At 28.4% G+C, this 13,853-nt stretch carries 14 protein-coding genes; 7 read left to right on the forward strand and 7 right to left on the reverse strand.

What is annotated here, in order from left to right:
• Positions 1-252 precede the first annotated feature (252 nt).
• The gene (locus tag METOK_RS01085; RefSeq protein WP_013866400.1) at positions 253-1,293 is read left to right on the forward strand and encodes a site-2 protease family protein; all 1,041 of its coding nucleotides are present in this window, start codon (positions 253-255) and stop codon (positions 1,291-1,293) included.
• Positions 1,294-1,476: 183 nt separating this feature from the next.
• Here the strand turns inward: METOK_RS01085 and METOK_RS01090 are convergent, their stop codons facing one another.
• From METOK_RS01090 to METOK_RS01110, 5 genes are all read right to left on the reverse strand, one after another.
• Positions 1,477-1,653: a 30S ribosomal protein S27ae gene (locus METOK_RS01090; protein ID WP_013866401.1), complete on the reverse strand. Its 177-nt coding sequence runs from the start codon at positions 1,651-1,653 to the stop codon at positions 1,477-1,479.
• Entirely contained in the window at positions 1,653-1,964 is a 312-nt protein-coding gene (locus tag METOK_RS01095; RefSeq protein ID WP_013866402.1) for a 30S ribosomal protein S24e, read from the reverse strand. The genes METOK_RS01090 and METOK_RS01095 overlap by 1 nt, the downstream gene beginning before the upstream one ends.
• Before the next feature lie 209 nt (positions 1,965-2,173).
• Complete coding sequence (locus METOK_RS01100) at positions 2,174-2,650, reverse strand: GTP-dependent dephospho-CoA kinase family protein (protein WP_013866403.1); 477 nt, start codon at positions 2,648-2,650, stop codon at positions 2,174-2,176.
• 40 nt (positions 2,651-2,690) lie between these two features.
• Positions 2,691-2,867: a transcription elongation factor subunit Spt4 gene (spt4, locus tag METOK_RS01105; RefSeq protein WP_013866404.1), complete on the reverse strand. Its 177-nt coding sequence runs from the start codon at positions 2,865-2,867 to the stop codon at positions 2,691-2,693.
• Positions 2,868-2,948: 81 nt separating this feature from the next.
• Complete coding sequence (locus METOK_RS01110) at positions 2,949-3,518, reverse strand: DNA-directed RNA polymerase (RefSeq protein ID WP_013866405.1); 570 nt, start codon at positions 3,516-3,518, stop codon at positions 2,949-2,951.
• A 579-nt stretch (positions 3,519-4,097) separates the two neighbouring features.
• On the opposite strand from METOK_RS01110, the gene METOK_RS01115 reads away from it, so the two are divergent.
• Together METOK_RS01115 and fsa are read left to right on the forward strand one after the other, a co-directional pair.
• Positions 4,098-5,756, forward strand: a complete 1,659-nt coding sequence (locus METOK_RS01115; protein ID WP_013866406.1) for a tRNA uridine(34) 5-carboxymethylaminomethyl modification radical SAM/GNAT enzyme Elp3 — start codon at positions 4,098-4,100, stop codon at positions 5,754-5,756.
• Positions 5,757-5,953: 197 nt separating this feature from the next.
• On the forward strand, positions 5,954-6,607 hold the full coding sequence (gene fsa / locus METOK_RS01120) for a fructose-6-phosphate aldolase (protein ID WP_013866407.1): 654 nt from the start codon (positions 5,954-5,956) through the stop codon (positions 6,605-6,607).
• An 18-nt stretch (positions 6,608-6,625) separates the two neighbouring features.
• On the opposite strand, the gene METOK_RS01125 is transcribed toward fsa, so the two are convergent.
• The gene (locus tag METOK_RS01125) at positions 6,626-7,507 is read right to left on the reverse strand and encodes a DUF4013 domain-containing protein (RefSeq protein WP_013866408.1); all 882 of its coding nucleotides are present in this window, start codon (positions 7,505-7,507) and stop codon (positions 6,626-6,628) included.
• Between the two features lie 199 nt (positions 7,508-7,706).
• Complete coding sequence (locus METOK_RS01130; protein WP_013866409.1) at positions 7,707-8,918, reverse strand: molybdopterin molybdotransferase MoeA; 1,212 nt, start codon at positions 8,916-8,918, stop codon at positions 7,707-7,709.
• 423 nt (positions 8,919-9,341) lie between these two features.
• Between METOK_RS01130 and mtnA the strand changes: the two genes are divergently transcribed.
• From mtnA to hisS, 4 genes are all read left to right on the forward strand, one after another.
• On the forward strand, positions 9,342-10,319 hold the full coding sequence (gene mtnA, locus METOK_RS01135) for an S-methyl-5-thioribose-1-phosphate isomerase (protein WP_013866410.1): 978 nt from the start codon (positions 9,342-9,344) through the stop codon (positions 10,317-10,319).
• 247 nt (positions 10,320-10,566) lie between these two features.
• The gene (gene aspS / locus METOK_RS01140; protein ID WP_013866411.1) at positions 10,567-11,883 is read left to right on the forward strand and encodes an aspartate--tRNA(Asn) ligase; all 1,317 of its coding nucleotides are present in this window, start codon (positions 10,567-10,569) and stop codon (positions 11,881-11,883) included.
• A 176-nt stretch (positions 11,884-12,059) separates the two neighbouring features.
• Entirely contained in the window at positions 12,060-12,341 is a 282-nt protein-coding gene (locus METOK_RS01145) for a metal-sulfur cluster assembly factor (RefSeq protein ID WP_013866412.1), read from the forward strand.
• 164 nt (positions 12,342-12,505) lie between these two features.
• On the forward strand, positions 12,506-13,753 hold the full coding sequence (gene hisS, locus METOK_RS01150; RefSeq protein ID WP_013866413.1) for a histidine--tRNA ligase: 1,248 nt from the start codon (positions 12,506-12,508) through the stop codon (positions 13,751-13,753).
• The last annotated feature ends 100 nt before the right edge of the window (positions 13,754-13,853 follow it).

Genomic DNA, 13,853 nt, shown 5'->3' on the forward strand with positions numbered 1-13,853 from the left:
TTTATATTTTAAATATATATCTATAAATTTCTTGTCATACAAACATAATATAAATTGTTATATTATATAATATTTGTTATCTACATAAATTAAAGTAATAATAAAATTAAAGTAATAATATATGGAAGTATATAAATTAATAAATTATTAAATAATTTTATTATATGTATCATTTTATATATTTATAACAACTATTATAGTTATACAACAACAATATTATTAATATTATTTATAATTAAAAAAGGGATATGTATGCAATCGTTTAAAATCGCAAGGGTTATGGGGATTCCAATTGAACTTCATATCACATTTATTTTGCTTTTAATATTGGTATATTATTTTTGGGATATTGGAGGTTTTATATTATATGTATTTCTATTTACATCCGTAGTTTTGCATGAATTGGGTCATTCATATGTGGCTAAGAAATATGGGGTGCATATAGAGAAAATTCTTCTTCTTCCAATAGGTGGAATGGCTATGATGGATAGAATTCCAAAAGAAGGAGAATTTAAGATAGCTATTGCTGGACCTATTGTAAGCATTATTTTAGGGATTTTATTTTTAGGGCTATCGACTTTTATGGATTTTAATATTCTAAAAATTGATAATATGGTATATCCGTTATTTATGACTGTTGGCGTGTTAAATCTCATGTTGGGAGTATTTAATTTGCTTCCTGCATTTCCCATGGATGGTGGAAGGGTATTGAGAGCTCTGATTTCACATAAGGTGGGGTATTTAAAAGCTACAAAAATAGCCTCCACCATTGGGCAATATCTTTCATTGATTATGCTTGGTTTTGGTATTATATCATTAAATATTATATTGATTTTAATAGCCATCTTTATATATTATGGAGCTTCTCAGGAGTATCACGCCTTATTATCTCATGATGTATTCAATAAAATAAAGGTTAAAGACATCATGTCAGAAGATATAGTATCGGTTTCACCAGATGATTCTATCAAAGATTTGGTAGATTTAATGTTTAAATATAAGTATATGGGTTATCCAGTAGTTAAAGATGGAAAACTTGTAGGTAGCGTTTCTTTTAATGATATAAGAAATGTTGATGAAAATATATCGGTAAAAGACATTATGAAACCTCCTATTGTGGTATCTAAAAATATGGATTTAAACGACCTTTTGCTTAAAATGGGTAATTCTGAGCGGGCTTATGTTGTAGAAAACAATAAGTTGAAAGGTATTATCTCAAAAACAGACATAATTAGAATATTAAAATTATTGGGATTAAAAAGATATGAGGATAATGAAAATAATAAAAAATAAGCAAAAAAAGCCATAATAAAATTATAAACACGATAATAATGATGATAAATAGATATAATAAATAATAATTAAAAATAATAATACAAAAATAAAAAATATAAATTAATACAAAAATAAATTATTTTTAGTTAGTTATAATTATTAGGTTTATTTAAGCTTTATCTTTTATTTTTAATCTATTTTTTATTTATTTTTCTTCCATTCTGTATATCCACATTTTCCACATGAATACCTGTTTAAGTGCTCAGCCATGAATACACCGGCACCACATTTTGGACATACTTTTTTTAATCTTTCTACTTTATCTCCTTCGACTTTGTAGTATTTGTATTTTTGAACGCCTGTATTTTTTGTAGCCATTATTCTCCCTCCGCTTCAATTTCTTCTTTTTCTTCTTCAATTTTATTTTTTTCTAAAACTGATTTTTTTTCAATCAAATTCATCATTTTTTCATCGTTGTATATTTTTGCATATCCGCTGGATTCCATTTTACCGAATTCCTGATTAAGCGTATCTACTACAACCATGTTTTTATCTGCATTTAGCATTGCAACGAGCTTCATCTTAACATCTTTTATTGAAGGTGTAGCTCCTTCATATTCCAATATGAATTTAACTTCTCTTCTATTCAATAGTGGGTTTTCCCTATCTGAAATTATTTTTATCTCCATTAATATCACCGTAACTTATAACTATTTTACATAATAATATAAAAGGATAATCTATTTTTTATGTTCTATATCTTTTATGTTTTATATAACATATATTCTATATTTTATAATTTATTAAATAGTGTATAATAATAGGTTAGAGTATATATTATATCTCCTTTATTAATCTTATAATATTTTAATGTTATTTAATGTTTTATATAAATTATTTATCTTTTATCCATCATATTCAATATTTCATCTATTCTATTTTTTAAATCCTTGTTTATTTTTAGCAACACTACACCTTCATTAGGTTGTCCATATAATACAATAGTATCCTCGGGAAAATATTTTATAACTGGTATGGTGAGCAAATCTTCTTCACCATTTACTTTTAAAGCAACATCTTCATTATTTCTTGTGGAAAGGTATTTAATTTTTTCCATTGCTTCATCAGATATACATCCCGGAGGATTGTTTATTTCAAAAACTTTTTTAAATTTGTGATTTATTTCCACAGATATATCTCTTTTAGTTTTTAAATCAAAGATTGATAAATTTGGTATTATATTTTTTGATAAAAGATTTTTGGTAGTGATATCACCAATAGAAATGACCTTTCCATTTATAAGCGGTAGTTCTTTATATACTTTTCCAAAGGGTTTTTTAAGTATTTCCCGTAATCTCTCATTCAATATATACATGATGTCCCTTCATTGAATACATATAATACTTTAATTATATCTATTTTACGCTTAATGCATATTTACCTTTGCAATCCACTTTAATTTTTCTGGCAATTTCTGAATTTATAGGGTCCAGTATAATTAAAAAACCTCTCCAATTTTCAGAAGTTTCAGAGCCACAAAGCGGGCATTTATCTTCTTTTGTTAAATATTTACATCTTATACACGCTTTCATGAATAATTCACCCAATTACTATAATATTACTATAATTTATTGTTATTTATTGCTATTATATTATATTTTACGATATTACATCTATTTATTCTGTTTTTCTTTTTTCTTCTTTTTATCCTCTTCTATCCATTCCAGTTTTCCCAATCCCGGCTGTCTCATAGTCAGTGCTATTTTACTACCTCTTTTTTTAGCTTCCCTTAAACTAACTGCTACGATTCTCGCTCTTACTCTATCTCCTTTTTCGATTACTCTTCCCGTTTCTTTTCCAATTATGGCTTCTCTTTTTGGGTCATAAGATACATAATCATCCATAATCTGAGATATATGTATAAGTCCATCGAGAGGACCTAACCTTATAAAAACACCAAATTCCACAACATCAACAACTTCTCCCTCTACAACCTCATAGAGCTCAGGCATATAACATAAAACATCAAAAATTGCTGGGTGATATGCAGCACCATCTCCATATATTACTTTGCCCTCTCCAATTTCTTTTATTTCACCTATTGATAGTATAAAGCCCATATCTTTATCAAGTATGCCTTCATATTTTTTCATAAGTATATTATGGAGACTTTCATTTAGCGGAGCTCCGAACATATATGGAGGTACTCTTACAGTGTCTGAAATAGTTATTAATTTATACAAATAATCACCTCATATTTTAAATAGCACATTATTTGCCCTGTTAATATATATTTTATTAGTTATATTATTTATCTCATTTATATTAAATAGAAAAACCAAAATAAATAACATAATTCATATATAAAAAAATATTTAAAATTAGAAATTTTCTAAAAAATATTATTATATTATTATACTTCAATAGAAATCGGATAGAAAAATCAGAAATGTTAATTAATTTAAATCTCAATATATTTATTATATTATTTTTATTATAGTTAATTGTATATAAAATATTATATATATTTATAATAATCATGCATAACATTTATTATATTTTTATCCTAATAATATTTTACATTATTTTTATGTTTTTCATTTATAGTTATTTATTTATAGTTATCTATATTATATTTTATTTATTATAATTTAATAATTTATACCCGTTTTATTAATTATTTACAAGTTATAATTTTTAGTAATAACTATTTTTATTATTTTATCTATTATTATTTTATTATTAGAATTAATTCATATTATTAATTTACAACTAAAATATAGCAATTTTATAATATATAAACTCAACGATTTGGTGATACTATGAATGGATTCAATAAAAATGCCCTCGATGATTCCACATATAAAAAATTTATAAGATGCATAATTGATAAATTACTTGCAAATAAAAATAATTTGAACGCATTACCCCCAAAAAGAAAAAAACAAAAGGTTGAGGATATTAAAGCACAATGTTTAAGGAAATTTAACTTAAATATAGGTTTTCCCCCTAATTCTGAAATAATAAAATATGCAACAGATGAGGAGAAAAAGGATATTATTCCGATTATTAGAAAAAAACCTATTAGAACATTATCTGGGGTAGCTGTTGTGGCTGTAATGACCTCTCCTGAGAAATGCCCCCATGGAAAATGTTTATTCTGTCCAGGAGGAACTGAAAGCACTTTTGGAGATGTTCCTCAGAGTTATACAGGTAGAGAACCTGCCACAATGAGAGGTCTTATGTATAAATTTGACCCTTACACTCAGACAAAAGAACGAATAGAGCAACTTGAAAAGGTGGGACATCCAACAGATAAGATAGAACTGATTATAATGGGGGGAACATTTCCTGCAAGACCTACTGAATACCAGGATAATTTTATAAAAGGATGCTTCGATGCTATGAATGGTACAATATCTGAAACACTTGAAGAGGCACAAAAAATAAATGAAACTGCAAAACATAGATGCGTAGCTCTTACAGTTGAAACTAGACCAGACTACTGCAAGGAAAATGAGATAAATCAAATGCTTAAATTGGGAACCACAAGGGTAGAGCTCGGTGTTCAAACGATATATAACGATATATTATACTATGTAAAAAGAGGGCATACTGTTGAGGATAGCATAAAAGCAACGCAATTATTAAAGGATAGCGGTTTAAAGGTATCATATCATATTATGCCTGGACTTCCAAAATCATCAAAGGAACTTGATAAAAAGGTATTTTATGAAATATTTAATAATCCAGATTTCAAACCAGATTTAATAAAAATATATCCATGTTTGGTAATAAAAGGAACCGAGCTATATGATTTATGGAAAAAAGGGGAATTTAAACCAATAACCGATGAGGAAGCCGTAGAGCTCATAACCTATGCAAAATCCATAATGCCAAAATGGGTGAGAACTTCAAGAATACAGAGGGATATACCTGCAACAGTAATTGAAGAAGGTGTTAAAAAAAGTAATTTAGGTGAATTGGTATATAAAAACCTCGATAAAAAGGGCATAAAATGCAAGTGTATAAGATGTAGGGAAGTAGGTCATGTAATGTATAAAAAGGGAATAGTTCCCGATATTAACTATATAAAATTATGTAGGGAGGATTATATTGCAAGTGGCGGAAAAGAGATATTCCTATCTTATGAAGATGTTAAAAATGATATACTTATTGGGTATTTAAGATTAAGGATACCGTATAAACCATTTAGACCAGAGATAGACGATAAAACTGCACTTGTTAGACAGTTGCATGTATGCGGTCAAGAGCAAAAATTAACCGAAAAAGAAGATAAAGAAAATTCATGGCAACATAGAGGATATGGAAGATTATTACTAAAAGAGGCTGAAAGGATAGCAAAAGAGGAATTTGATAAGAATAAACTGCTAATTACAAGTGGTATTGGCGTAAGGGAATATTATAGAAAGTTGGGTTATAAGCGAGTTGGGGCTTATATGGGTAAAGATTTAATATAATATAGTTTAAAAATAAATGAAAATTATTTAGTGATAGCATTTAAATAAAATCACACTAAATATAAATTATAATATTTAAAATATTTTAAAAGAAAGAGATATAAAATAATCTAAAAAATAAAACTTAAAAATAATAAAACATAAAAAAATGTAGGATATAATATAGCATAAAATAATAAAATAAATATGGTGAAAAAATGAAGTTTTTCTTAGATACTGCAAATGTTGATAAAATTAGAGAATTTGCTGAGATAGGATTGGTTGATGGTGTTACAACAAACCCAACACTCATTGCAAAGGAAGGAAGAGACTTCCACGAAGTAATTAAAGAAATATGTTCTATTGTAAAAGGTCCAGTAAGTGCTGAGGTAACGGCACTTGATGCAGAAGGCATGATAAAAGAAGCAAGAGAGCTCTCAAAACTTGCAGATAATGTTGTGGTTAAAATACCTATGACAAAGGAAGGGTTAAAGGCAGTAAATGTTTTATCAAAAGAAGGAATAAAAACAAATGTTACTCTTGTTTTCTCGGCAAATCAGGCATTAATGGCTGCAAAAGCAGGAGCTACCTATATATCCCCATTTGTTGGAAGATTGGATGATATCGGTCAAAACGGTATGCAATTAATAGCAGAAATTGTTCAGATATTCAGAAACTACGACATAAAAACAGAAATAATTGTAGCATCGGTAAGACATCCAATGCATGTAATTGAAGCAGCGGAGCTCGGTGCAGATATTGCAACAATTCCATTTGCAGTATTGGACAAAATGTTTAACCATCCATTGACAGACAAAGGTATTGATAGATTTATGAAAGATTGGGAAGAATATTTAAAAAATAAGAAATAATAAAAATAAAATAAATTATTAAATTATTTCTTCTTTTTTACTTATAATCTCATTTATTCTATCCACATAGTAATTGGAGATGGATTTATAAAATACTACCCCTAAGAAGAATGACAAAAAGCCTTTTATAATTGCAGATAAAACTGCTGAGCTATACAACACTATAAAGTTAGGAGATAATATATACCATATTGACAATATAGTGGCTGGTAAATTCAGTATTATTTGAATTATTAAAAATATTATCCACAGTAATATAAGTAAAATAATATATTTTACCGACATCAATTTAAATATTTGTTTGAATTCAAAGACACCTTCAAATCCTTTTTTAGCAAAATTTACCGTTGCAAGTGGCGTATATATTGCCAAAATAATAAATAATATAAATAATATTGCAATAAACAAAAATATGCCTGCAATAACTGAACTATTTGGCATGCCTGCTAAATATTGGGGATTTGCTATGCTAACCCATCCTGTAGCTACAAACAATATTGCCATTAACACCACAGGTATTCCAACAACTATAAGAGCTAAAATAAGCATGGCTATATAATATATAAATCCGTCTTTAATGAGAGCTCCGAAGTTCTCCCATTCTGGAAGAATATTTATAGAGTTCAATGTATGTTTTGATACCTTTATGTAGTAGCCCGTTAATATTATTGAAATTATTATTGTAAATAAAGAAGCCACTATAAATAGGGCAATTATTGGAGTCAAACTGCTTATTGAAGGAGCAGATGTGCCAAATCTATGATTAAAACCATCCATCACAGCAGAAAATAAATTAAATGGTAAAATACCTATAATACCCAATACCCCCCCAACAAATATCTTTTTCCAGTCAGACATGGCATATTCAAATGGTTCTTTAATATATTTATCTACAAACATATAAGAGCTCACCCCCAAATTAAAATTTTAATTATTTTTTTACCCATTACTAACTTATTACTTATTATTAATTAGTTAGTTATTATTCATTTAATTAATTATATATTCATCATATTCTATATTATTTTATATGTTATATACTTTATTTTATTCTTATTTATATATATTTTTTAATTACATTATGATTTATTTACAATATCTATAAAAAATAAACCTTTACAATATCTCCTCCTTCGTATCCTTCAATATTTTCATCAATAAGCACATAACCGTCAGCCTTTGTTATTGAAGATAAAACCCCACTGCCCGTTATCCTCAATGGTTCAATATATGTTTTATTATCTTTATTTATTAATTTTACCCTAACAATATCGGTTCTACCAAGTGTAGATGCAATATTTCTATTTAATGGAAGATAGACATATTTACGAGCTCTGAAATAATTTCTAAAAAACAGTTCAAACTGAACCGCAGAAGCCACAGGATAGCCAGAAAGTATAAATACAAATTTTTCTTCATCATTTAGAATACTTTTTGCAAATCCAAAAGGTTTTCCAGGTCTTATTTGGACGCCGTGCAATAATAACTTTCCAATTTCTTTGATAGCCTCAATGGTATAGTCCCTATCCCCGACGGATGTTCCACCTGTGGTAATTACTATATCATTTTCACCAAGTGCCTTTAATATTGAATTTTTTATTTCCTCTTTATTATCCCTTGCTCTTTTATATATTGTTGGTGTAAGTCCTATTTCATTTATAAGGGAATAAAGCATAAGGGAATTTGAATTTACTATTTTATATCCATTTTTTAATTCATTTACTGTATTAAAGTCATCCAAATCAACCAATTCATCCCCTGTGGATAATAGTCCTATTTTTAAATCATAAACCTTAATATTTTTTATGCCTAAGGACGATAATAACGCTATATGATACGGCGTGATTACCTCCCCTTTTTTTACAACAATATCTCCTTTTTTTACATCCTCCCCAACTCTTGCCACATTTTCATAAGGGTGAGCTCCCCTTCTAACCTCTATAAATCCATCTTCTTCGATGCAATATTCCTTCATCACTACGGCATTAGCTTCTTTTGGAAGGGGCATTCCTGTGGATAATTTCACACATTCATCAGTTTTAATTATATTATTTGTATTATCTATTAAATTTAGGATTATAGGATTAGTTTCAGATGCTCCAAAGGTATCTTCTGCTATTACAGCATATCCATCCATTGCAGATTTATCAAACATGGGCAAATCTGTTGGAGCTCTTATATCCTCAAAAGAAATTTTGTTATAGGAGCTCCGAATATCAACAACTTTATATTTATATCTCATTAGTTCATTAAAACTATTAAATATAATATTTTTAGCATCATTATAGCTAATTAGGTCTTTTAGAAGCATATTTAACACCCATTGATAGATAAATAAAAATAAATTAAAATAAATAAAAAAATACCAACAACAATAGAATGAATATTAATATATAAATAAATAATAAATAATTAATGAACATTAAGTTTAATATTTATATCCCTAATTATAATTATATATCTTTAATCAACTCAATACTTTTTTATTTTAAATATTACTAAATATTAGTTTATATTTTAAATTACATTAATATTAAAATATATTTATTATTAGGGTGGGTCATTTTATATATTCTTTAAATATCAACACCAAATATTAAAACAAATTTAATCATCCTTATATATATGAAAATTAAAAAGTTAATGGAAACGAGTTATTATGACCCGCGCTAATATATTTATTATTTTTATTTTTATTTCTTATAAATTATATTAAATTATTTAAGGCGATGATATGAATAACGATTTAAGACCTATTATATGGGATGATGACAATAAACAATTGATATTAATTGACCAGAGAAAACTTCCAAATAGTTTAGAGTATTATACCTGTAAAAACTATCATGATGTTGCATTTGCCATTAAAAACATGGTTGTAAGGGGAGCTCCTGCAATAGGAGTATCCGCAGCATACGGTATGGCGCTTGCTGAATTACACAACAGCAGCAGGGATTATATAGAAAAAGCATATAATGAGTTAAAAAACACGAGACCAACCGCTGTAAATTTGTTTTGGGCTTTGGATAGGTGTATAGAAGCATACAATAATAAATCTTCCATAATGGAGGAAGCTAAGAGGATTCACAAAGAAGATATCGAAGTATGTAAAAAAATAGGGCAAATAGGAGAAAAGATTATCGATGATGGAGATACTATTTTAACACACTGTAATGCAGGAGCTCTTGCAACTTCGGCATATGGGACGGCATTAAGTGTTATTAGGTTCGCATACTATAACAACAAAAAAATTAATGTTATAGCAGATGAAACAAGACCAAGACTACAAGGTGCAAAATTAACGGCATTTGAACTTAATTATGAAGGCATTCCTGTTAAAGTTATTCCTGATAATACCGCTGGTTTTTTAATGAAAAAGGGCATGGTTGATAAGATTGTAGTTGGGGCAGATAGGGTTTTAAGGGATTATACTGTGTTTAATAAAATAGGCACTTATTCCCTTGCAGTTCTTGCAAAATACCACAATGTACCATTTTATGTGACAGCACCCTATTCAACATTTGATTTTAAGAACAACATTGAGGATATTACAATTGAAGAAAGGGATGAAAAGGAGGTTATATATATAGACGGCGTTAGAATAATTCCAGAAGGTGTTTCGGCATATAATTATGCGTTTGATGCCACACCAGCAGAGTTAATCACTGGAATAATCACTGAGAAGGGCATAATTCATCCAAATAATAGATAGTCAATAATAAAATAATAAAATCGAAATAAATAATAAATAATAATTAAGTATTGTTGGATTAAATAGAAGTAAAAAATAAAAGATAAAAAAATAAATGGAAAATACGAAAAAATATTTATAATGTAAATTACCTTTAAGTTATGGTTCATTCTATATTGGATGTTTATAATTATAATTTATTTATACTCCATAAATCATTAAATGAAACTTAATATTTAAAATATTAAAAAATAAAAAGGATGATAATATGTATATATTAGGAGATTGGAGAAGAACGCACTTTTCAAATGAAATAACACCAGAAATGGATGGAGAAGAAATCATTGTTATGGGATGGACTCATTCCATAAGAAAATTGGGAAAATTGGTATTTATTATATTGAGAGATAGAGAGGGAACAGTTCAAATAGTAGTTCCTAAACAAAAGGTATCCGAAGAGGTATTCACCACGGCAAAATCCGTAGGAAGGGAAGATGTAATTGCTATAAAAGGTAAAGTTGTGGCAAATGAAAAGGCACCAGCAGGATTTGAAATAATACCAGTTGAAATTAGAATATTGAATAAGGCAGAAACACCACTTCCATTAGACCCATCCGAGAAGGTTCCCGCTGATATTGATACAAGATTGGATAGAAGATTTTTAGATTTAAGAAGACCAAAAATACAGGCATTATTTAGATTAAGGTCTGAAATGTTAAAATCAGTAAGAGATACATTTTACAATAATGGATTTATTGAGGTAAATACTCCAAAACTTGTAGCAAGTGCAACAGAGGGAGGAACAGAATTATTCCCAATATCCTATTTTGATAGGGAGGCATTTTTAGGTCAAAGTCCGCAGTTATACAAACAGATGATGATGGCAGCAGGATTTGATAGGGTATTTGAAATTGGACCTATATTCAGAGCAGAGGAACACAACACAAGAAGACATTTAAACGAGGCCATATCTATTGACTGTGAAATGTCATTTTCAGATGAAAAGGATGCCATGAATGTTCTTGAAAATGTGGTTCATAATGTATTTGTTGATTTGTATGAAAATAACCAGAAGGAGCTCCGAACATTAGATATAAATTTAAATGTTCAAGAAACACCATTTCCAAGAGTAACCTATACAGAAGCAGTTGATATTGTAAATTCAAAAGGAATCGATATGGAATGGGGTGAAGACTTTTCAAGGGCTGCTGAAAAAATACTTGGGGATTCTATGGAAGGATTCTATTTTATCACAGAGTGGCCAACTGAAACAAGACCATTCTATACACTTCCAAATCAGGAAAACCCTAAAATCTGTAAGGCTTTTGATTTAATGTATAAGGATTTGGAAATTTCATCCGGAGCTCAGAGAAATCATAAATACGATTTGCTTGTTGAAGGCATTAAAAGAATGGGACTCAATCCAGAAGGCTTTGGAACCTACTTAGAAGCATTTAAATATGGTATGCCACCACATGCAGGTTGGGGTATGGGAGCTGAAAGATTTATGATGATAATTACATGTCAGGAAAATATTAGGGAGTGTGTCTTATTCCCAAGAGATAGGCAGAGATTAACCCCATAATAAGGATTATAAGGATTATTTAAAAATAATATAAATTTTAATTATATTTTAATTTATCAATATGGTTGTTGTGGATATGTTTAGTGCATATAGTATATATATGATAATATATAAAATAATGAATATATCATACTATATGTTATAATATATACTATTAAATACTACTTGGTGAAAATATGGTTTCAAAAGACGATGTTTTAAATGCTTTAAAAAAAGTCGCAGACCCACATATGGGTGTAAGCATAGTAGACATGGGATTAATAAAAAATATAGAAATTGACGAAGAAAACAAAGTTTCATTTGATTTAATCCCCACAAACCCAGGATGTATGAGCGTCATGGGCATGGCTATGGATGCAAAAGAAGCTGTTAAAGCTATTGAAGGGGTAAAGGATGTAAAGGTAACTGTAAAAGGGCATCTTATGGAAGAAGACATAAATAAAATTATTAATGGATAAGTTTTAAATTTTTTTATTTATTATTTATTTTTTTATCAATAGAAAAAAAGAATTTTAGAATTTTAACATATCTATTATTAATAAAATACTATATTTTTTATATAATTATTTTTATTATTTTTATCATTCATTATTACAATTATAAATTTATATTTGGTGAAATAATGTTTAAAAAACCAAAAGGAACAAGAGACTTTACACCCTTAGAAATGAAAAAGAGAAGAATCATCGAGAACAAATTAAGAAATGTATTTGACAGCTACAATTTTAAGGAAATAAACACCCCGACTTTTGAAAGTTTCGAGCTCCTATCTAAAAAAACTGGTGAAGATATAAGAAAACAGTTATTTGTTTTCAAAGACCATGGAAACAGGGAGATGGGACTTAGACCTGAGCTCACATCATCGGTAGTAAGATTCTATATAAATGAGCTTAAAAACCTTCCAAAGCCGTTAAAATTATACTATTTTGCAAACTGTTTTAGATACGAGAACCCACAGGCTGGGAGATATAGGGAATTTTGGCAGATGGGCTGTGAATTGATAGGCAGTAAATATCCAATAGCAGATGCAGAGATTATAAATTTGGCAATGGATGGACTTAATAAAATAGATATGGATTATGAAATAAATATAGGTCATTTAGGGGTGTTAAGGGGAATATTTAAAGAATTTAATCTCTCAGAGGATGAGGAATTAAAAATAAGGAGATTGATTGATAAGGAAGATTACAAAGGTCTTGAAAATTATCTCTCCGAAATTAAATCATCCGATGAATTGAGGGATATAATATTTAAAATATTAAATTCAAAAGGAGATAAATCAGTAATATCTGATTTAAAGGAAGTTTTAAAGGATTATCCAACATCAATTGAAGCAATGAATAATTTGGAGGAAATCTTAGAATTTGTAAAACATGATAATATTGTAGTAAATTTCGGTATAGCAAGAGGATTGGATTATTATACAGGAATGGTGTTTGAAATCTACGGAAAGAAGGAAGGAGCTCGGCAGGTGTGTGGTGGTGGAAGATATGATAATTTAATAGAATTATTTGGAGAAAAGCCTACGCCAGCAGTTGGTTTTGCCTATGGATTTGACAGGGTTATGCTAAATATTGATGATTTTGAAGTTGAAGATGAAAGCATATTAATAATACCAATTAAAAAAGATAAAAAACTTTTAAAGGAGTGTTTAAATATTGCAGATGTGCTTAGAAAAAGTGGAAAAAGCGTAGAAATTGAATTAATGAACAGAAAATTAAACAAAGCTTTAAATTATGCCAATGCCGTTGGAATTAACAAGGTAATAATCGTTGGTGAGCAGGAGCTCAGTAAAGGTAAAGTTTCATTGAAGAATATGAAAACAGGTGAACAGGAGCTCGTGGGTTTAGACGAGTTGGAAAATATTTAATTAAATTAACTGCATAATTTTAAGTCATAAGTAATGTATCTGCTAAAATTACAATTATTATAATTATATTACATTTTAATATCCTGTTTAACGATAGATA

It is taken from the genome of Methanothermococcus okinawensis IH1 (assembly GCF_000179575.2).
In the GTDB taxonomy this organism is placed as follows: Archaea; AGJL01; Methanococci; order Methanococcales; family Methanococcaceae; genus Methanofervidicoccus; species Methanofervidicoccus okinawensis.